Origin of the sequence: Ectopseudomonas oleovorans (assembly GCF_003052605.1) — a bacterium.
Lineage (GTDB): Bacteria > Pseudomonadota > Gammaproteobacteria > Pseudomonadales > Pseudomonadaceae > Aquipseudomonas > Aquipseudomonas oleovorans_A.
The window spans coordinates 2,546-21,589 of sequence record NZ_QASO01000021.1 but is presented as its reverse complement, the minus strand read 5'-3'; the positions used below and the strand labels follow the sequence as shown (position 1 = coordinate 21,589).

Genomic DNA, 19,044 nt, shown 5'->3' with positions numbered 1-19,044 from the left:
AAAGCCAACAAGGGAGCAGCGGGTGTCGACGGACTGAGCATAGAGCAGACGGCCGAACGGCTGTAGCCCAGTTGCTCCATGAGCATGCGCTCGCTGCGCAGCGAATAGAACAGTTGCAGCAATTGCGCCCGCATCAACTTCTCCGGGGCAATCGAGGTGCGGTCGGTGTCGGCATGCAAGGTGTCGAACAGGGCACTCATCCGTTGCAGAGCGGTGTTGGCCAGCTTGCGGATGGCGCGCAGGGGGATGATTCACCGGCACGAAGTCATCGAGCTTGGCGACAGTGAACAGGGGGCTCCTGGGTGATATCGGCTCCACGCATGGAAATCGAGAGCTCCGGCAGATTGGAGCCGATATCGTAAACCACACGCCGCAAAACCAGACAGGGCGTGGGCGAATTTCAACAAGCTGCTAGCAGCCGCGGGCATGCAGCAGGGCTGGCGGCTGGGCATAAAGACCCGGCGTGTCGTCAGGGTCTGACGCCCAGTTCGCGTAGGCGCTTGTACAGTGTGTTGCGGCTCAGGCCGAGGTTGCGGGCAAGGTAGGAAATGTTGCCGCCGCAGGCCTGGTACTGGCTGGCCAGATCGTCGGGCTCGGGGTGTGCTTGCAGGGTCGTGTCCGTCGGCAGATCGAGAAAGAAGTCGTCCGGCAGGTGTTCGGCGCGGATGGGCTGGTCGTCCGCCATGGCCAGCGCCACGCGCAGCACGCTGCTGAGCTGGCGCAGGTTGCCCGGCCAGGGGTGATGCTGGAACAGCTCCAGCACTTCGCGGCTGATACCCGCATGTTGGCCAGGTTCTCTGTGCTGCTCCCAGAGTTTCTGGAACAGCGCCTGCTTGTCACTGCGTTCGCGCAGCGGTGGCAGCTCGAGGTTCAGGCCGCTGATGCGGTAGTACAGATCGGCGCGGAACTGGCCGCTGTCGACGTCCTGACGTAGCGGGCGGTTGGTGGCAGACACCAGACGTACATCCACCGGATGCAGTTCGCTGCTGCCCAGCGGCTGCACGCAGCGCTCCTGCAGCACGCGCAGCAGGCGCGCCTGAACGCGCAGCGGCATGTCGCCGATTTCGTCGAGAAACAGGGTGCCCTTGTGCGCCTTGCGGATCAGGCCGATATGGCCTTTCTGGCTGGCGCCAGTGAAGGCGCCTTTCTCGTAGCCGAACAATTCCGACTCCACCAGCTCCGCCGGAATGGCCGCGCAGTTGACCGCGATGAGCGGCTGGCTGGCCCGTGAGCTGGCCTGGTGCAGCGCCTTGACGAACACTTCCTTGCCGGCACCGGTTTCGCCCTGAACCAGAATCGGAATGTCCTTCTCCAGCAGGCGTTCGGCCTGGCGCACGGCCTTGTCCATGCGCGCGTCGCCAGCGCTCAGGGTATGCAACTGTGGCTCTTGCGGCGTGCTCTGGGTGGCTTGCGGGCGGAAGTCGCGAGGCTGGATAGGAGCCGGTCGGGCAGGGCGGCGTACCCGTGCGTGAAAGCGAAAGTGGCTGCTAGTGCGCAGGCTGAATGGCTGCCCATCCGGCTGGTTGAGCAACTGCTGTAAAGGCACGTCGAACAGTTGCTCGATGGCGCCGTAGGTCAGCGGCTGGCCGAGCAGATTGTCGGCGCGGCGGTTGGCCGACACCACGTGGCCCTGCTCGTCGAACACCACCAGGCCAGCCCAGGGGCTGTCGAGGTTGTCGAGGCTGGTATTGAAGCTGAGCAGGTGGTACTGGTCGGCGAACAGTTTGAGGATCAGGCGATTCTCCACCGACTGGCTCATCATCTTGACCATGCCCAGGGTATGCGCCGGCGGCAGGTAGCTGTCGCTGGACACGTCGAGCACGGCGATCATGCGCCGTTGCTCGTCGAAGATCGGCGAGGCCGAGCCGGTCATGAATCGGTTGGCCTTGAGAAAATGCTCGTCGTGCTGGATATGCACGGCCTGGCCGCAACTGAGCGCGGTGCCGATGGCGTTGGTGCCGGTGTAGCGCTCCAGCCAACTGGCGCCGGCAATGAAACCGGCGGCCTGGCGCGGCTCGATGAAGCGCTGGTCGCCCCAGGAGTGCAGCAGCCGGCCCTGCTCGTCGGCGAGCATGATCAGGCAGTTGGAGTTGGACAGGATGGTGCCGTAGTAGGGCAGTACTTCCTGGTGAGTGGTCTGCACCAGGGCCTGGCGGCTTTCCAGCAGCGCCGAAAGATCGCCTGGCGCCGGAGGATCGAAGCGGGGCGCGCTCTGGTGAGTCAGGCCGTAGTCACGGCAGCGCGACCAGGACTCCTGGATGAGGGTGTCGTGCGCCGGGGCGCGGGCAGCTTCTGTCATAGATGATCTCTTCTTGTTGGTTCGCGATCTGCGCCGCGATCGATCCAGTTTCGTTCAAGCCTGTTCAAAGTCAACGAACGAATTGTTCAGTTGTTCACATTCGACTGTTCAAAAGTGTTCAGTGGGAAACCATTGCTGCACCGTTATTTGGCGGTTTTTTCGATTTTGATCAAAGAGATAGGTCTTATTTTTGGGGGCTGGCACAGTTGTCGCTACCGATGTTCGCAATCGAATGGCACGACAAGAAAAAGGACAGGCCATGTCGCTCAAGCTCGAACACGTCACCCGTATCGTCGATGGCCAGGTGCATATCGACGATGCCTGCCTGAGTTTCGAACCGGGCTCCTTCAACGTCCTGCTCGGTCGCACCCTGGCCGGCAAGACCAGCCTGATGCGGCTGATGGCCGGTCTGGATCGGCCCAGCAGCGGCCGTGTGCTGATGAACGGCGCCGATGTCACCGGTGTGCCGGTGCGCCAGCGCAACGTGTCGATGGTCTATCAGCAGTTCATCAACTACCCGACCCTGACGGTGTTCGAGAACATCGCCTCGCCACTGCGCCAGGCCGGCGTGGCCAAGGAGCAGATCGTCGAGAAGGTCGAGGCCACCGCGCGCATGCTGCGCATCGACAAACTATTGTCGCGCTATCCGCTGGAGCTGTCCGGCGGCCAGCAGCAGCGCACGGCCATGGCGCGGGCGCTGGTCAAGGACGCCTCGCTGATCCTGTTCGACGAACCGCTGGTCAACCTCGATTACAAGCTGCGTGAGGAGCTGCGCCAGGAAATGCGCGAGCTGTTCCAGGCGCGCCACACCATCGCCATCTACGCCACCACCGAGCCCAACGAGGCGCTGGCCCTGGGCGGCACCACCACCATCCTGCACGAAGGGCGGGTGGTGCAGAGCGGCAAGACGGCCGAGGTCTACCACCGCCCGCAACAGGTGCTGGCTGCCGAGCTGTTCTCGGAACCTGCGATCAACCTGATGCCGGGGCGTATCAGCGGCTCCGAGGTGAGTTTCGCCGACTGCGTGCACTTTCCGCTCAATCCGGATCTGCGCGGCATCGCCGAGGGTGAGTACCGCTTCGGCGTGCGCCCCAGCCATATCGGCCTGGTGCCGTCCAACGACGATGACCTGGAGTTGGCGGTAACCGTTGAGCTGGCCGAGATCAGCGGCTCGGAAACCTTCCTGCATGTGCGCAACGAGCAGTTCGTGCTGGTGCTGCACCTGCCGGGGGTGCACGAGTATGCGGTGGACACGCCGATCCTGATCTACATCCCGACCCACAAGCTGTTCGTCTTCGCTGCCGATGGGCAGTTGGTGCAGGCGCCCAGTCGTCGTCAGGGGAGGGCCGCCTGATGGCCGAGATTCGCTTGCACAACCTCGCGCACAGCTACAGCGGCACGCCGAAAGCGCCGGAAGACTACGCGATTCGCGAGATGAACCATGTCTGGCAGCAGGGCGGCGCCTATGCGCTGCTGGGGCCGTCAGGCTGCGGCAAGTCGACGTTGCTCAACATCATCTCCGGCCTGCTCAGCCCGTCGCAGGGCGAGGTGCAGTTCGACGGCAAGGCGGTCAACAGGCTGTCGCCGCAAGAGCGCAACATCGCCCAGGTTTTCCAGTTTCCGGTGGTCTACGACACCATGACGGTGTTCGACAACCTGGCCTTCCCGCTGCGCAACCAGGGCATGGATGAGGCGCGGGTGATGAGCAAGGTGCATGAGATTGCCGAGGTGCTGGAGTTGCACCCGCTGCTGCACAAGAAGGCGCGTAACCTCACCGCCGACGAGAAGCAGAAAGTCTCCATGGGCCGTGGCCTGGTGCGTGACGACGTGTCGGCGATTCTCTTCGACGAGCCGCTGACGGTGATCGACCCGCACCTGAAGTGGAAGTTGCGGCGCAAGCTCAAGCAGATCCATGAGCAGTTCAACATCACCATGGTCTACGTCACCCACGACCAGTTGGAGGCTTCCACCTTCGCCGACAAGATCGCAGTGATGTACGGCGGGCAGATCGTCCAGTTCGGCACGCCGCGCGAGTTGTTCGAGCGCCCCGGCCATACCTTCGTCGGCTATTTCATTGGCAGTCCAGGGATGAACCTGATTGACGTGCAGCGCTGTGCGGGCGGGGTACGCTTTGCCGGTACCGTGCTGCCGCTTTCCGACGCGCTCAACCAGCGCCTGGCCGAACTGGATGGTAAGCGTCTGCAGGTGGGCATTCGTCCCGAGTTCGTGCACGTCTGGGATGGCGCCTATGAAGATGCGTTGTGTGGCCGGGTGCTGCATGTCGAGGATCTTGGCACCTACAAGATTCTCACTTTCGACCTCGATGGCCAGGTGCTCAAGGCGCGCCTGCAGGAGGATCAGCCCGTGCCGCGCGAGCAGGTCTACCTGAGCTTTCCGGCGCAGTGGCTGATGCTCTATGCCGACGACTACCTGGTGGAGGTGGCGCCATGAAGGTGCAGAACAACAAGGCCTGGTGGCTGGTGCTGCCGGTATTTCTGCTGGTGGCGTTCAGCGCCATCGTGCCGATGATGACGGTGGTGAACTACTCGGTGCAGGACATCTTCGACCCGGCCACGCGCTACTTCGTCGGCGTCGACTGGTATCGCCAGGTGCTGCAGGATCCGCGCCTGCATGACTCGTTGCTGCGCCAGTTCGTCTTCTCCGCCTGTGTGCTGCTGATCGAGATTCCGCTAGGGATCGCCATCGCTCTGTGCATGCCGACGCGCGGGCGCTGGGCCTCGCTGTGCCTGATTCTGATGGCCATTCCGCTGCTGATTCCGTGGAACGTGGTCGGCACCATCTGGCAGATCTTCGGCCGCGCCGACATCGGGTTGATGGGCTGGGCGCTGAATAGTCTTGGCATCAGCTACAACTATGCGGCCAACACCATGGACGCCTGGGTGACGGTGCTGATCATGGACGTCTGGCATTGGACCTCGTTGGTGGCGCTGCTGTGCTATTCCGGGCTGCGCGCCATTCCCGACGTCTACTACCAGGCGGCGCGCATCGATCGCGCCTCGAACTGGGCGGTGTTCCGCCATATCCAGTTGCCCAAGCTCAAGAGCGTTTTGCTGATCGCGGTGATGCTGCGCTTCATGGACAGTTTCATGATCTACACCGAGCCCTTCGTGCTCACCGGCGGCGGGCCGGGCAACGCCACCACCTTCCTCAGCCAGACCCTGACGCAAATGGCTGTCGGCCAGTTCGACCTGGGCCCGGCGGCGGCGTTCTCGCTGGTGTACTTCCTGATCATCCTGCTGGTGTCCTGGCTGTTCTACACCGCCATGACCCACGACGACAAAACCCGCTGAGGCCGACCATGACGCTGCGCAAACGCCTGGTACTGCTGATCTACTTTCTGTTCCTGCTGGTGCCGATCTACTGGCTGCTGAACATGTCGTTCAAGAGCAATACCGAGATTCTCGGTGGGCTCAGCCTGTGGCCGCAGAATTTCACCCTGGACAACTACCGGGTGATCTTCACCGACCGCAGCTGGTACGAGGGCTACCTCAACTCGCTTTACTACGTCAGTCTCAACACTCTGATCTCGCTCAGCGTGGCGCTGCCGGCTGCCTATGCCTTCTCGCGCTATCGCTTCCTCGGCGACAAGCACCTGTTCTTCTGGCTGCTGACCAATCGTATGGCGCCGCCAGCGGTTTTCCTGCTGCCGTTCTTCCAGCTGTACTCGTCCATCGGCCTGTTCGACACCCATATCGCCGTGGCACTGGCGCACTGCCTGTTCAACGTGCCGCTGGCGGTGTGGATCCTCGAAGGCTTCATGTCCAGCGTGCCGAAGGAAATCGACGAGACGGCCTATATCGACGGCTACAGTTTCCCCAAGTTCTTCGTGAAGATCTTCATCCCGCTGATCCGCTCCGGCATTGGAGTCACCGCCTTCTTCTGCTTCATGTTCTCCTGGGTCGAGCTGCTGCTGGCGCGCACCCTGACCTCGGTAGACGCCAAGCCCATCGCGGCGGTGATGACCCGTACCGTGTCCGCCTCGGGTATCGACTGGGGCGTGCTCGCCGCTGCCGGGGTGCTGACCATCATCCCCGGGATGCTGGTGATCTGGTTCGTTCGCAACCATGTGGCCAAGGGCTTCGCCCTCGGTCGCGTGTAAGGGAGGTTCATCATGAGCTGGATGGCCTGGACTCTGCCGACCGCGCTGTTCTTCGGTTGCATCGCCGTGCTGCTGGCCGGCATGACGCTGGTCGAGCTGCGCTGGCCCTGTGTTGAGCGCAAGGGTTTTCTGCCGATCACCACCACGCGTGGGGATCGGCTGTTCATCGGTCTGCTCGGCAGCGCCTACCTGCACCTGCTGGTGATAGGCGTGACCGACTGGAGCGTGTGGATAGCCTCGCTGCTATCGCTGTTGTGGTTGTGCGCAGTCATGCGCTGGGGCTGAGCCGGGCTGCCGCCGGTATGCCTCTCCCCATATCCTGAGATGGAGGTCTCTATGTTCGACAATAACAACAAGACCCGACATAGCTTGGCGTTGGCCGCCTTGCTGGCGTTGTCCGGTTTGAGCGGTGCGGCCTGGGCGGATGCCTATGAAGAGGCCGCGAAGAAATGGATTGCTGATGAGTTCAATCCCTCGACCCTGACGCCGGAGCAACAGCTCGAAGAGCTGAAGTGGTTCATCAAGGCTGCCGAGCCGTTTCGTGGCATGAACATCAACGTCGCCTCGGAAACTCTGACCACCCATGAGTACGAGTCCAAGGTGCTGGCCAAGGCCTTCAGTGAAATCACCGGCATCAAGCTCAAGCATGACCTGATGCAGGAAGGCGATGTGGTCGAGAAGCTGCAGACGCAGATGCAGTCGGGCAAGAACATCTACGACGGCTGGGTCAACGACTCGGACCTGATCGGTACCCACTTCCGCTATGGCAAGGCGGTCTCGATCACCGACATGATGGCTAACGAGGGTAAGGACTTCACCTCGCCGACTCTCGATCTTGACGATTTCATCGGTCTGTCCTTCACCACCGGGCCGGACGGCAAGGTTTATCAGTTACCCGATCAGCAGTTCGCCAACCTCTACTGGTTCCGCGCCGACTGGTTCGAGCGTCCGGAGCTGAAGGCCAAGTTCAAGGAAATCTACGGCTACGAGCTGGGTGTGCCGGTGAACTGGTCAGCTTACGAGGACATCGCCGAGTTCTTCTCCAAGCATGTCAAGGAAATCGACGGTAAACGCGTCTATGGCCATATGGACTACGGCAAGAAAGATCCGTCGCTGGGCTGGCGCTTCACCGACGCCTGGTTCTCCATGGCCGGCGGTGGCGACAAGGGCCTGCCCAATGGCCTGCCGGTGGACGAGTGGGGCATTCGCGTCGACGGCTGCCGCCCAGTAGGTTCCAGTGTCGCCCGCGGTGGTGATACCAACGGGCCGGCGGCGGTGTTCGCCACGCAGAAGTACGTCGATTGGATGCGCCAGTACGCGCCGCCGGAAGCGCAAGGCATGACCTTCTCCGAATCCGGCCCGGTGCCGGCGCAGGGTGCCATCGCCCAGCAGATCTTCTGGTACACCGCCTTTACCGCCGATATGACCAAGCCGGGCCTGCCGGTGGTTAACGACGATGGCACGCCGAAATGGCGTATGGCGCCGTCGCCCAAGGGCCCGTATTGGGAGGAGGGCATGAAGCTCGGTTATCAGGACACCGGTTCCTGGACCTTCCTCAACTCCACGCCGGAGAAACAGCGCCTGGCCGCCTGGCTCTATGCGCAGTTCGTTACCTCCAAGACCGTCTCGCTGAAAAAGACCCTGGTCGGCCTGACGCCGATTCGTGAGTCGGACATCAACTCGCAGGCGATGACGGACGTAGCGCCCAAGCTCGGCGGGCTGGTGGAGTTCTACCGCAGCCCGGCGCGCGTGCAGTGGACACCGACCGGCACCAACGTGCCGGACTATCCACGTCTGGCTCAACTGTGGTGGCAGTTCATCGCCGAGGCCGCCAGCGGTGACAAGACGCCGCAACAGGCGCTCGATGGCCTGGCGGCTGCGCAAGACACCATGCTCGGTCGTCTGGAGCGCTCAGGTGTGCTGGGTGAGTGCGGGCCGAAGCTGAACGAGCCGCGTGACCCGCAGTACTGGTTCGACCAGCCGGGCGCACCGAAACCCAAGCTGGCCAACGAGAAACCCAAGGGCGAAACCATCGCCTACGACGAGTTGCTCAAGTCCTGGGAGCAGGCGCGCAACTGATCCAAGTGGCAGAAACGACAACGGCACCCTCGGGTGCCGTTGTTTGTTATGCAGTGCTGCTTACTTATGCAGATGCTCGGCCGCGTGCAGGGTGTTTTCCAAGAGGCCCGCGCGAGTCATCGGGCCAACACCGCCTGGAACCGGGGTGATCCAGCCGGCGCGGGGCAGGGCGGCATCAAAGGTCACGTCGCCAACCAGTGTGCCGTCGTCCTGGCGGTTGATGCCGACATCGATGACGATGGCGCCCGGCTTGATCCACTCACCCTTGACCAGGCCCGGCTTGCCTGCAGCGACCACGACGATATCAGCCTGGCCGACGTGAGCAGCTAGATCCTTGGTGAAGCGGTGGGTGACGGTCACGGTGCAACCGGCCAGTAGCAACTCCATGGCCATTGGTCGGCCGACGATATTGGACGCGCCAACTACCACTGCATGCATGCCGTAGAGATCGGCGCCGGTGCTTTCCAGCAGGGTCATGATGCCCTTGGGGGTACAGGGGCGCAGCAGCGGCATGCGCTGTGCCAAACGGCCGATGTTGTAGGGATGGAAGCCGTCCACATCCTTGTCCGGACGAATGCGCTCGAGCAGCAGGGACGAGTCGAGATTCTCCGGCAGCGGCAGCTGTACCAAGATACCGTCGATGGCCGGGTCTTCATTGAGCTCGTCGATCAGGGCGAGCAGATCGGCCTGGCTGGTCTCTGCCGGCAGATCATAGGCGCGGGAAACAAAGCCGACTTCTTCGCAATCCTTGCGTTTATGTGACACATAGACCTGGGAGGCGGGATCGGTGCCGACCAGGATCACGGCCAGGCCTGGCGCACGAAGGCCTTGCTGGCGGCGTTCGGCGACACGTTGGGCAATCTGCTGGCGGAGGCTGGCGGCGATCGCCTTGCCGTCGATCAGTTGTGCGGTCATTGCGCTGGTTAACCATTAATAAGGGTGAAAAAAGGACGCGCATTCTCGCATGAGCGCTCACCCGGGCAAAGGCGCCTGCCGTCGTTTTCGCGTAACTCCTTTAAATCGCTGAATTTTTTTGAAAATTTCTGTTGACGAGGTTGGGAGGCGTCTATAACATTCGCCCCGCTTCTCAGGAACAGCCACTCGCTGGGTGAGGCGGCAAGAGCCAAGCCCTGGCGGTGAGGTTGGAGCCAAAAGCTTGTAAGTCTGCGCTAGTAGATGGATAAGCGCCCGTAGCTCAGCTGGATAGAGCATCCGCCTTCTAAGCGGATGGTCGCAGGTTCGAGTCCTGCCGGGTGCGCCATTTTGCGGTCAGGCAAGAGTAAGCAAATGCAATATGGTGGGCGTAGCTCAGTTGGTAGAGCACAGGATTGTGGCTCCTGGTGTCGTGGGTTCGATTCCCATCGTCCACCCCATATTCCAAAGCGCCAGGCCCAAAGCCTGGCGTTTTTGTTTTAAGCTGCAAAGCCACGCGGACGTGGTGGAATTGGTAGACACACCAGATTTAGGTTCTGGCGCCGCAAGGTGTGAGAGTTCGAGTCTCTCCGTCCGCACCATCTTTATATAGCCCCTCCCGACTGCCGCCTGCTTCTAGGGTGACTTCTGCACATTGACCCTCTAGAATGCTTGGCCTTGATTCGGGGCCGGTTCGAGCCGGCTTATGTCTGTGCAACGAGGAATATCCATGCAAGTTTCTGTTGAAAGCACTTCTGCTCTTGAGCGCCGCATGACTGTCGGCGTACCCGTCGAGCGCATCGAGACCGAAGTCAACAAGCGTCTGCAACAGACTGCCCGTCGTGCCAAAGTTCCTGGCTTCCGTCCTGGCAAGGTGCCGATGAGCGTGATTCGTCAGCGCTATGAAGATGCCGCTCGTCAGGAAGCCCTGGGCGACCTGATCCAGGCGACCTTCTATGAGGCCGTGGTCGAGCAGAAGCTGAATCCGGCCGGCGCTCCGGCCGTAGAGCCGAAGTCCTTCGAGAAGGGCAAGGATCTGGAGTACGTCGCTACTTTCGAAGTATTTCCTGAGTTTCAGGTGACCGGCCTCGACACTATCGCCATCGAGCGCCTGCAGGCCGAAGTCGCCGACAGTGATGTCGACAACATGCTCGACATCTTGCGCAAGCAGAACACCCGTTTCGAAACTGTCGAGCGTGCTGCCGAGAATGGCGACCAGTTGAACATCGATTTCGTCGGCAAGATCGACGGCGAAGCCTTCGCCGGCGGCAGCGCCAAGGGCACCCAGCTGGTGCTGGGCTCCGGTCGCATGATCCCGGGCTTCGAAGACGCCCTGGTCGGTGTCAAGGCTGGTGAAGTGCGTGTGATCAATCCGACCTTCCCTGAGGACTACCAGAATCTCGATCTGGCCGGCAAAACCGCCGAATTCACCGTTACCGTCAACAGCGTTTCCGCTCCGCAACTGCCTGAGCTGAACGACGAGTTCTTCGCCCTGTTCGGTATCAAGGATGGCGGTCTGGAAGGTTTCCGCGCCGAGGTTCGCAAGAACATGGAGCGTGAACTGCGTCAGGCCATCAAGTCCAAGGTCAAGAACCAGGTAATGGACGGCCTGCTGGCTGCTAATCCGATCGAAGTGCCGAAGGCGCTGATCGGCAACGAAGTAAATCGTCTGCGCGTGCAGGCCGTTCAGCAGTTCGGTGGCAACATCAAGCCTGACCAACTGCCGGCCGAGCTGTTCGAGGAGCAAGCCAAGCGCCGTGTGGTGCTGGGCCTGATCGTCGCTGAAGTGGTCAAGCAGTTCGAACTGAAACCTGACGAAGCCCGCGTGCGCGAGCTGATCGAAGAGATGGCCTCGGCTTACCAGGAGCCTGAGCAGGTCGTTGCCTGGTACTACAAGAACGACCAGCAAATGAACGAAGTGCGTTCGGTTGTACTGGAAGAGCAAGTTGTAGATACTGTTCTGCAGAAGGCCAACGTGACCGATAAAGCGGTTTCCTACGAAGACGCAGTCAAGCCGGCGGAAGCTCCTATAGCCGACTGATCTGGTAACCTCGTTCGAGTACACCACCATAAGCCAGCCTCAGTGCTGGCTTATGCGTACTTGAGACATGACTATTAGGGAGTGAGCGCAAGACATGTCCCGCAATCCTTTTATGCAAAACATGCCTGAAATCCAGGCCGCTGGCGGCCTGGTGCCGATGGTCATCGAGCAGTCCGCTCGTGGCGAGCGTGCCTACGACATCTATTCGCGCCTGCTCAAGGAGCGCGTGATTTTCCTGGTCGGTCCGGTCGAGGACTACATGGCCAACCTGATCTGCGCCCAGCTGCTGTTTCTGGAAGCAGAGAATCCGGACAAGGACATTCACCTGTACATCAACTCGCCGGGTGGCTCGGTGACTGCCGGCATGGCGATCTACGACACCATGCAATTCATCAAGGCGGATGTGTCCACCACCTGCATTGGTCAGGCCTGCAGTATGGGTGCATTCCTGCTGGCTGGCGGCGCCAAGGGCAAGCGTTTCTGCCTGCCGAACTCGCGTGTGATGATTCACCAGCCGCTGGGCGGTTTTCAGGGGCAGGCCTCGGACATCGAGATCCACGCCAAGGAAATCCTCTTTATCCGTGAGCGCTTGAACGAGCTGCTGGCTCAGCACACCGGTCAGAGCCTGGAAACCATCGAGCGCGACACCAACCGTGACAATTTCATGAGCGCTTCGCGTGCCGTGGAATACGGTCTGGTCGATGCCGTCCATGAAAAGCGTCAAATGCCGGTCTAGATGAGGCGCCGGCTGCGGGCATCCACCACTGACGCGACCTGTGCCCTTGAAAATGCCCGCATTTGCCTTCATCTTGTGTTTCAAGCCTACCGTATTGGATTGATCGAATGACTGACACCCGTAACGGTGAGGACAACGGCAAACTGCTTTATTGCTCCTTCTGCGGCAAAAGCCAGCACGAAGTGCGCAAGTTGATCGCCGGTCCTTCCGTCTTCATCTGCGACGAATGCGTCGACCTGTGCAACGACATCATCCGCGAGGAGGTGCAGGAAGCCCAGGCCGAGAGCAGCGCGCACAAACTACCGGCACCCAAGGAAATCAGCGCCATCCTCGATCAGTACGTGATCGGCCAGGAGCGCGCTAAGAAGGTGCTGTCGGTAGCGGTGTACAACCACTACAAGCGTCTCAATCAGCGCGACAAGAAAGACGATGTCGAGCTGGGCAAGAGCAATATCCTGCTGATCGGTCCGACCGGTTCGGGCAAGACGTTGCTGGCCGAAACGCTGGCGCGCCTGCTCAACGTACCGTTCACCATTGCCGATGCCACCAGCCTGACCGAAGCCGGTTATGTGGGGGAGGACGTCGAGAACATCATTCAAAAGCTGTTGCAGAAGTGCGATTACGATGTCGAGAAGGCCCAGATGGGCATCGTCTACATCGACGAAATCGACAAGATCTCGCGCAAATCCGACAACCCGTCGATCACTCGTGATGTCTCGGGTGAAGGCGTGCAGCAGGCCCTGCTCAAGCTGATCGAGGGCACCGTGGCCTCGGTTCCGCCACAGGGCGGACGCAAGCATCCGCAGCAGGAGTTCCTGCAGGTCGACACGCGCAACATCCTGTTTATCTGTGGCGGCGCGTTCGCCGGCTTGGAGAAAGTCATCCAGGCGCGCTCTACCAAGGGCGGCATCGGCTTCGGTGCTGAAGTGCGCAGCAAGCAGGAAGGCAAGAAGATCGGCGAGTCCCTGCGTGAGGTCGAGCCGGACGATCTGGTCAAGTTCGGTCTGATCCCCGAGTTCGTCGGTCGTCTGCCGGTGATCGCGACGCTTGAGGAGCTGGATGAGGCTGCGCTGGTGCAGATTCTCACCGAGCCGAAGAACGCACTGACCAAGCAGTACGCCAAGCTGTTCGAGATGGAGGGCGTGGATCTGGAGTTCCGCCCCGATGCACTGAAGTCCGTGGCGCAGAAGGCGCTGGAGCGCAAGACCGGTGCGCGTGGCCTGCGTTCGATTCTCGAGGGCATTCTGCTCGACACCATGTACGAGATCCCGTCCCAGCAGGGCGTGAGCAAGGTGGTGATCGACGAGAGCGTCATCGAGGGTTCGTCCAAGCCGCTGCTGATCTACGAGAACAGCGAACCGCCGGCGAAGGCCGCGCCAGACGCCTGACGGCTGTTGCACGATGCAAAGAAGGGGCCCCTCGGGCCCCTTCGCTTTTGTGGACATTGCGCTTGTTTTTTACGGGAGCTACCCCCATCTTAAAAGCCAAGGGTAATCCCGCCTGTTTACGGCCTTATGGCCGCCGCTGAGCCGAAATCATGAAGACAACCATCGAATTGCCTCTCCTGCCATTGCGCGATGTAGTGGTCTATCCGCACATGGTCATCCCGCTTTTCGTCGGGCGTGAGAAATCCATCGAGGCCCTCGAGGCGGCGATGACGGGTGACAAGCAGATCCTGCTGGTAGCCCAGAAGAACCCGGCCGTCGATGATCCGGATGAGCAGGATCTTTATCGCGTTGGCACCGTTGCCACCGTCCTGCAGTTGCTCAAGCTGCCCGACGGCACCGTCAAGGTGCTGGTCGAGGGTGAGCAGCGCGGCTTGATCGAGCGTTTCATCGATCTCGATGATCATTGCCGTGCCGAAGTACAACTGATCGAGGAGGGCGAAACTGCCGAGCGCGAATCGGAAGTCTTCACCCGCAGTCTGCTCAGTCAGTTCGAGCAGTACGTGCAGCTGGGCAAAAAGGTTCCGGCCGAAGTCCTGTCTTCGCTCAACAGCATCGATGAGCCCAGCCGCCTGGTCGACACCATGGCCGCGCACATGGCGCTGAAGATCGAGCAGAAGCAGGAAATCCTCGAAATCACCGCGCTGTCCGCTCGCGTCGAGCACGTACTGGCCCTGCTGGATGCCGAGATCGACCTGCTACAGGTCGAGAAGCGTATTCGCGGTCGCGTGAAGAAGCAGATGGAGCGCAGTCAGCGCGAGTACTACCTGAATGAGCAGATGAAGGCCATTCAGAAAGAGCTTGGCGATATCGATGAAGGCCATAGCGAGCTCGACGAACTGCGCAAGCGCATCGATAACGCGGGGTTGACCAAGGAAGCCTTGACCAAGGCCAATGCCGAGCTGAACAAGCTCAAGCAGATGTCGCCGATGTCCGCTGAAGCCACTGTGGTGCGCTCCTACATCGATTGGCTGGTGAACGTGCCATGGAAGGCCGAAAGCAAGGTGCGCCTGGATCTGGCGCGCGCCGAGAGCATTCTCGATGCCGATCACTACGGTCTGGAGGAGGTCAAGGAGCGCATCCTCGAGTACCTCGCCGTGCAGAAGCGGGTGAAGAAACTCAAGGGGCCGGTGCTGTGCCTGGTCGGTCCGCCCGGCGTGGGCAAGACTTCGTTGGCCGAGTCCATCGCCACCGCGACCAATCGCAAGTTCGTGCGTATGGCCTTGGGTGGCGTGCGTGACGAGGCCGAGATTCGGGGGCACCGCCGCACCTACATCGGCTCGATGCCGGGTCGCCTGATTCAGAAGATGACCAAGGTCGGTGTGCGCAACCCGTTGTTCCTGCTCGACGAGATCGACAAGATGGGCCAGGACATGCGCGGCGATCCTGCCTCGGCATTGCTCGAAGTCCTCGACCCTGAGCAGAACCATAATTTCAACGATCACTATCTGGAGGTCGATTATGACCTGTCGGATGTGATGTTCCTTTGCACCGCCAACTCGATGAACATCCCCGGCCCGCTGCTGGATCGGATGGAGGTCATTCGTCTGCCGGGTTACACCGAGGACGAGAAGGTCAACATCGCCATCAAGTACCTGGCGCCCAAGCAGATACAGGCCAACGGCCTGAAGAAGGGCGAGCTGGAGTTCGACGAGTCGGCAATTCGCGACATCATTCGTTACTACACGCGTGAAGCTGGTGTGCGCAGTCTGGAGCGACAAATCGCCAAGGTCTGCCGCAAGGTGGTCAAGGAGCATGTACGCGAGAAGCGCTTCCAGGTCACGGTCAGCGCCGACTCCCTGGAGCACTTCCTGGGTGTGCGCAAGCATCGCTATGGCCTCGTCGAACAGCAGGATCAGATCGGTCAGGTGACCGGCCTGGCCTGGACTCAGGTCGGCGGTGAGCTGCTCACCATCGAGACGGCCGTGGTGCCTGGCAAGGGCAATCTGATCAAGACCGGTTCGCTGGGTGATGTCATGGCAGAGTCGATGACGGCGGCCATGACGGTGGTTCGCAGTCGCGCCAAAAGCCTGGGGATCCCGGCTGATTTCTACGAGAAGCGCGACGTTCACATCCACATGCCTGAGGGTGCCACACCGAAGGATGGTCCGAGTGCGGGTATTGGCCTGTGCACGGCACTGGTCTCGGCGTTGACGCAGATTCCGGTTCGTGCCGATGTCGCCATGACTGGTGAAATCACCCTGCGGGGTCAGGTACTGGCCATCGGCGGGCTGAAAGAGAAACTTCTGGCGGCGCATCGGGGTGGAATCAAGACCGTGATCATTCCCGAAGAAAATGTGCGCGATTTGAAAGAAATTCCGGAAAATATTAAGCAAGACCTGCAGATTAAACCGGTTAAATGGATTGACGAGGTCCTGCAAATTGCGCTGCAATACGCCCCGGAGCCCTTGCCCGATGCGGCTCCCGAGATGGTTGCAACGGATGACAAGCGCGAGTCTGATTCCAAGGAGCGAATCAGCACGCATTAGCCGGATGGCTTCCTTGACACAATTTTTGAGCCCTTGTTATAAAGCGGCTCTTATTGTGTCGGCAGGCCCTCCAGCACCCGCTTTGCTTAGACTAAAAATCAAGAAACAAACTCAACAGAAATAAGGGGACTTAGAGTGAACAAGTCGGAACTGATCGATGCCATCGCTGCATCTGCTGATATCCCGAAAGCTGTTGCTGGCCGCGCGCTGGATGCAGTGATTGAATCCGTCACTGGCGCCCTGAAGGCTGGTGACTCTGTCGTACTGGTTGGCTTCGGCACCTTCGCTGTCAAAGAGCGTGCTGCTCGCACTGGCCGCAACCCGCAGACTGGCAAGCCGATCAACATCGCTGCTGCCAAGATCCCGGGCTTCAAAGCTGGCAAGGCTCTGAAAGACGCTGTCAACTAAGCGTCTTCTGAATTTGTCTCGCCGCCAGACCTTTCTGGCGGTTGTTGGGCGGCAGGGCAGACAGTTTCCATGCCTGTACTGATCGCTTGACGCGTTACGAGAAGGCGCATCCCAGGATGCGCCTTTCTTCTATCCGGAATTACCCACACTGCGCGGCTGGTGGCTCTGTACAGTCGTTCTGGGGGAAGCATGCTGCAAAACATCAGGGACAATTCACGCGGTTGGATTGCCAAGACCATCATCGGCCTAATCGTTATGCTGATGGCGTTTACCGGCTTCGAGGCCATCGTCACCGGTACCAGTAACCGCAATAATGCGGCCGAAGTGAACGGTGACACCATTACCCTCGACGAGCTCAATCAGGCCGTTGAAATGCAGCGTCGTCAGTTGCTGCAGCAGCTGGGGCGTGATTTCGATGCCTCGCTGCTCGATGATCGCTTGCTGCGTGAGGCATCGCTCAAGGGGCTGATCGAGCGCAAGCTGCTGCTTCAGGCAGCAGGCGATGCTCGTTTCGCTTTCTCGCAGGCATCGCTGGATCAGGTGATTCTGCAGACGCCCGAGTTTCAGGTAGACGGCCGCTTCGATACCGCCCGTTTCGATCAGGTCATTCGCCAGATGGGCTATACCCGTCTGCAGTTCCGTCAGATGCTGGAAGAGGAAATGCTGATTGGCCAGTTGCGTGCCGGTATCGGCGCCAGCAGCTTCGTCACCGAGCAGCAGGCGCGTGCGTTCGCCAACCTCGAGCGGCAGACCCGCGATTTCGCCAGCCTCACCATCAAGGCCGACCCGGCTGCGATCGAGTTGAGCGAAGCTGACGTCCAGGCGTACTACGCCGAGCACGCCAGTGAGTTCATGAGTCCCGAGCAGGTGGTGTTGGAGTACGTCGAGCTGCACAAGGAAAGCTTCTTCGATCAGGTCGAAGTCAGCGATGAAGATCTGCAACCGCTGTACGAGAGCGAGATCGCCAACCTGGCTGAGCAGCGTCAGGCTGCGCACATCCTTATCGAGGGCGATGACCAGGCCGCGCTTACCAAGATCGAAGAGATCAAGGCGCGTGTGGACGCTGGCGAAGATTTCGCTGCCCTAGCCAAGGAGTTCTCGCAGGACCCAGGTTCGGCTGCCGATGGCGGTGATCTGGGTTACGCCGGCCCTGGCGTTTACGATCCGGCCTTCGAGGAGGCGCTCTATGCGCTGCAGCAGGGCGAGGTTTCCGAACCCGTGCAGAGCGAGTTCGGCTGGCACCTGATCAAGCTGCTGGGTGTTCAGTCTCCAGAAGTGCCAAGCTTCGACAGCCTGAAGGACAAGCTGGCGCGTGACTTCAAAGCGCAACAGGTCGAGCAGCGCTTCGTCGAAGCGACCAAACAGCTGGAAGACGCCGCGTTCGAAGCATCGGATCTGGCTCAGCCTGCCCAGGAGCTGGGTCTTGAGGTCAAGACCAGCGAAGCCTTCGGTCGTGAGGGTGGTGCAACTGGCATCACTGCCAACCGCCAAGTGCTGCAAGCTGCCTTCAGCCCTGAAGTTCTGGAAGATGGCACCAACAGCTCGACCATCGAGCTGGACCCGAGCACCGTGGTCGTAGTGCGCGTCAAGGAACACAAAAAGCCCGAGCAGCTGCCCCTGGAGCAGGTTGCTGAAAGCATTCGTGCCCATCTGCAGCAGGAACGTGCCAGTGCCGCGGCCAAGGCCGAAGGTGAGAAGCAACTGGCTGCTGCCCAGGCCGGTGAGCAGCCTACTGCTGATTGGCAAGTTCAGGAGGCGGCCACTCGTAGCCAGGACGGCATCGAGCCCAAAGTGCTGCAGGCGCTGTTCCGTATGCCCAAGCCAGACAAGGCGGGCGAGCCCACCTTTGCCGGCGTGACTCTGAACAATGGCGATTACGTCGTGCTGCGCCTCGATGGCGTGAATGTACCGGAAGAGGCGCTGGCTGACGAAGAGCTCGCCATGTACCGCCACTTCCTGGCGTCGCGTGTCGGCCAGCAGGACTTCGCCGCACTGCTCAAGCAGCTGGAAGCCAAGGCTGATATCGAGCGTTTCTGATCGCTGTCCGTTACGAGAAAGCCCCGCCAAGTGCGGGGCTTTCTCGTTGTGCGCCAGGCATGGCGCGTAGCGCCGTGGGTCGCGGTAGGGACGTATGCGCTCCATAGACCCCATCTTCAACTGACCTCTCCGTATCCCGGATGCTGGGCTCCCTATTTTCCCGTGGAGTTCCGTCATGATGCGTCCCGACGCCAAAGTGCAGAAGGTCTATCTCTACCCAAAGCCCGTCGACTTCCGCAAACCCATCAACGGACTGGCCGCGCTGGTCGACTGCGGATTCCACGCCATCCGGCCACCCAGTCCGCTCTCATCTGGCCAGGCATTCCACGGCCATCTGGCCACCTGTTCCACGGCCATCCGGCCGGGCAGTCGGAGCGCAGCGACGCAGGGGTGGCATTGTTAGTCCGAGGTGCTCGGCGTCGTCAATTTCTGCGTCCGTTTGCGCATTGATTCACCCTTCAGATTGATCCGATAAGCG

Annotated in this window: 15 protein-coding genes, 3 tRNA genes and 1 pseudogene; 16 read left to right on the top strand and 3 right to left on the bottom strand. The window is 60.7% G+C overall.

What is annotated here, in order from left to right:
• Window positions 1–322: pseudogene (locus DBO86_RS03410) on the bottom strand (transposase); the annotation flags it as partial.
• Window positions 323–469: 147 nt separating this feature from the next.
• Window positions 470–2,299, bottom strand: a complete 1,830-nt coding sequence (locus DBO86_RS03405; RefSeq protein WP_108232985.1) for a sigma-54-dependent Fis family transcriptional regulator — start codon at window positions 2,297–2,299, stop codon at window positions 470–472.
• 259 nt (window positions 2,300–2,558) lie between these two features.
• Here DBO86_RS03405 and DBO86_RS03400 point away from each other — a divergent pair, with 259 nt between their 5' ends.
• The 6 genes from DBO86_RS03400 to DBO86_RS03375 are packed head-to-tail and all read left to right on the top strand — an operon-like array spanning window position 2,559 to window position 8,498.
• Complete coding sequence (locus tag DBO86_RS03400) at window positions 2,559–3,653, top strand: ABC transporter ATP-binding protein (protein WP_003459908.1); 1,095 nt, start codon at window positions 2,559–2,561, stop codon at window positions 3,651–3,653.
• Entirely contained in the window at window positions 3,653–4,750 is a 1,098-nt protein-coding gene (locus DBO86_RS03395; RefSeq protein ID WP_108232984.1) for an ABC transporter ATP-binding protein, read from the top strand. The genes DBO86_RS03400 and DBO86_RS03395 overlap by 1 nt, the downstream gene beginning before the upstream one ends.
• Window positions 4,747–5,610 (top strand): carbohydrate ABC transporter permease, encoded by an 864-nt coding sequence (locus tag DBO86_RS03390; RefSeq protein ID WP_108232983.1) that lies wholly within the window; start codon window positions 4,747–4,749, stop codon window positions 5,608–5,610. Before DBO86_RS03395 ends, DBO86_RS03390 begins: the two co-directional genes overlap by 4 nt.
• Window positions 5,611–5,618: 8 nt before the next feature.
• Entirely contained in the window at window positions 5,619–6,419 is an 801-nt protein-coding gene (locus DBO86_RS03385) for a carbohydrate ABC transporter permease (protein WP_013715270.1), read from the top strand.
• Window positions 6,420–6,431: 12 nt separating this feature from the next.
• Complete coding sequence (locus tag DBO86_RS03380) at window positions 6,432–6,704, top strand: DUF2160 domain-containing protein (protein ID WP_013715271.1); 273 nt, start codon at window positions 6,432–6,434, stop codon at window positions 6,702–6,704.
• Window positions 6,705–6,755: 51 nt separating this feature from the next.
• On the top strand, window positions 6,756–8,498 hold the full coding sequence (locus tag DBO86_RS03375) for an ABC transporter substrate-binding protein (RefSeq protein ID WP_074859244.1): 1,743 nt from the start codon (window positions 6,756–6,758) through the stop codon (window positions 8,496–8,498).
• A 60-nt stretch (window positions 8,499–8,558) separates the two neighbouring features.
• Here DBO86_RS03375 and folD read toward each other — a convergent pair whose 3' ends face one another.
• Window positions 8,559–9,413 carry a bifunctional methylenetetrahydrofolate dehydrogenase/methenyltetrahydrofolate cyclohydrolase FolD gene (gene folD / locus DBO86_RS03370; protein WP_108232982.1) on the bottom strand — a complete coding sequence of 285 codons (855 nt, stop codon included), beginning with the start codon at window positions 9,411–9,413 and terminating at the stop codon, window positions 8,559–8,561.
• Window positions 9,414–9,682: 269 nt separating this feature from the next.
• Here folD and DBO86_RS03365 point away from each other — a divergent pair.
• From DBO86_RS03365 to DBO86_RS26430, 10 genes are all read left to right on the top strand, one after another.
• Window positions 9,683–9,759 (top strand) — tRNA-Arg (locus DBO86_RS03365).
• A 36-nt stretch (window positions 9,760–9,795) separates the two neighbouring features.
• A tRNA-His gene (locus DBO86_RS03360) sits at window positions 9,796–9,871 on the top strand.
• 56 nt (window positions 9,872–9,927) lie between these two features.
• A tRNA-Leu gene (locus DBO86_RS03355) sits at window positions 9,928–10,012 on the top strand.
• 128 nt (window positions 10,013–10,140) lie between these two features.
• Entirely contained in the window at window positions 10,141–11,451 is a 1,311-nt protein-coding gene (gene tig / locus DBO86_RS03350) for a trigger factor (protein WP_108232981.1), read from the top strand.
• Window positions 11,452–11,545: 94 nt separating this feature from the next.
• Window positions 11,546–12,187 carry an ATP-dependent Clp endopeptidase proteolytic subunit ClpP gene (gene clpP, locus DBO86_RS03345; RefSeq protein WP_004424103.1) on the top strand — a complete coding sequence of 214 codons (642 nt, stop codon included), beginning with the start codon at window positions 11,546–11,548 and terminating at the stop codon, window positions 12,185–12,187.
• 107 nt (window positions 12,188–12,294) lie between these two features.
• Window positions 12,295–13,575: an ATP-dependent Clp protease ATP-binding subunit ClpX gene (clpX, locus tag DBO86_RS03340; RefSeq protein WP_004424106.1), complete on the top strand. Its 1,281-nt coding sequence runs from the start codon at window positions 12,295–12,297 to the stop codon at window positions 13,573–13,575.
• A gap of 149 nt (window positions 13,576–13,724) precedes the next feature.
• Window positions 13,725–16,121 (top strand): endopeptidase La, encoded by a 2,397-nt coding sequence (gene lon, locus DBO86_RS03335; RefSeq protein ID WP_108232980.1) that lies wholly within the window; start codon window positions 13,725–13,727, stop codon window positions 16,119–16,121.
• Window positions 16,122–16,256: 135 nt separating this feature from the next.
• Window positions 16,257–16,529, top strand: a complete 273-nt coding sequence (gene hupB, locus DBO86_RS03330) for a nucleoid-associated protein HU-beta (RefSeq protein ID WP_003282502.1) — start codon at window positions 16,257–16,259, stop codon at window positions 16,527–16,529.
• A gap of 189 nt (window positions 16,530–16,718) precedes the next feature.
• On the top strand, window positions 16,719–18,566 hold the full coding sequence (locus DBO86_RS03325) for a SurA N-terminal domain-containing protein (RefSeq protein ID WP_108232979.1): 1,848 nt from the start codon (window positions 16,719–16,721) through the stop codon (window positions 18,564–18,566).
• A gap of 175 nt (window positions 18,567–18,741) precedes the next feature.
• On the top strand, window positions 18,742–18,969 hold the full coding sequence (locus tag DBO86_RS26430; RefSeq protein ID WP_084342495.1) for a hypothetical protein: 228 nt from the start codon (window positions 18,742–18,744) through the stop codon (window positions 18,967–18,969).
• Window positions 18,970–19,044 lie beyond the last annotated feature (75 nt).

Excerpts from the sequence above, each read along its gene's own strand:
- DBO86_RS03405 (WP_108232985.1), bottom strand. The coding sequence starts at position 2,299 with ATGACAGAAGCTGCCCGCGCCCCGGCGCACGACACCCTCATCCAGGAG.
- DBO86_RS03400 (WP_003459908.1), top strand. The coding sequence starts at position 2,559 with ATGTCGCTCAAGCTCGAACACGTCACCCGTATCGTCGATGGCCAGGTG.
- DBO86_RS03395 (WP_108232984.1), top strand. The coding sequence starts at position 3,653 with ATGGCCGAGATTCGCTTGCACAACCTCGCGCACAGCTACAGCGGCACG.
- DBO86_RS03390 (WP_108232983.1), top strand. The coding sequence starts at position 4,747 with ATGAAGGTGCAGAACAACAAGGCCTGGTGGCTGGTGCTGCCGGTATTT.
- DBO86_RS03385 (WP_013715270.1), top strand. The coding sequence starts at position 5,619 with ATGACGCTGCGCAAACGCCTGGTACTGCTGATCTACTTTCTGTTCCTG.
- DBO86_RS03380 (WP_013715271.1), top strand. The coding sequence starts at position 6,432 with ATGAGCTGGATGGCCTGGACTCTGCCGACCGCGCTGTTCTTCGGTTGC.
- DBO86_RS03375 (WP_074859244.1), top strand. The coding sequence starts at position 6,756 with ATGTTCGACAATAACAACAAGACCCGACATAGCTTGGCGTTGGCCGCC.
- folD (WP_108232982.1), bottom strand. The coding sequence starts at position 9,413 with ATGACCGCACAACTGATCGACGGCAAGGCGATCGCCGCCAGCCTCCGC.
- tig (WP_108232981.1), top strand. The coding sequence starts at position 10,141 with ATGCAAGTTTCTGTTGAAAGCACTTCTGCTCTTGAGCGCCGCATGACT.
- clpP (WP_004424103.1), top strand. The coding sequence starts at position 11,546 with ATGTCCCGCAATCCTTTTATGCAAAACATGCCTGAAATCCAGGCCGCT.
- clpX (WP_004424106.1), top strand. The coding sequence starts at position 12,295 with ATGACTGACACCCGTAACGGTGAGGACAACGGCAAACTGCTTTATTGC.
- lon (WP_108232980.1), top strand. The coding sequence starts at position 13,725 with ATGAAGACAACCATCGAATTGCCTCTCCTGCCATTGCGCGATGTAGTG.
- DBO86_RS03325 (WP_108232979.1), top strand. The coding sequence starts at position 16,719 with ATGCTGCAAAACATCAGGGACAATTCACGCGGTTGGATTGCCAAGACC.
- DBO86_RS26430 (WP_084342495.1), top strand. The coding sequence starts at position 18,742 with ATGATGCGTCCCGACGCCAAAGTGCAGAAGGTCTATCTCTACCCAAAG.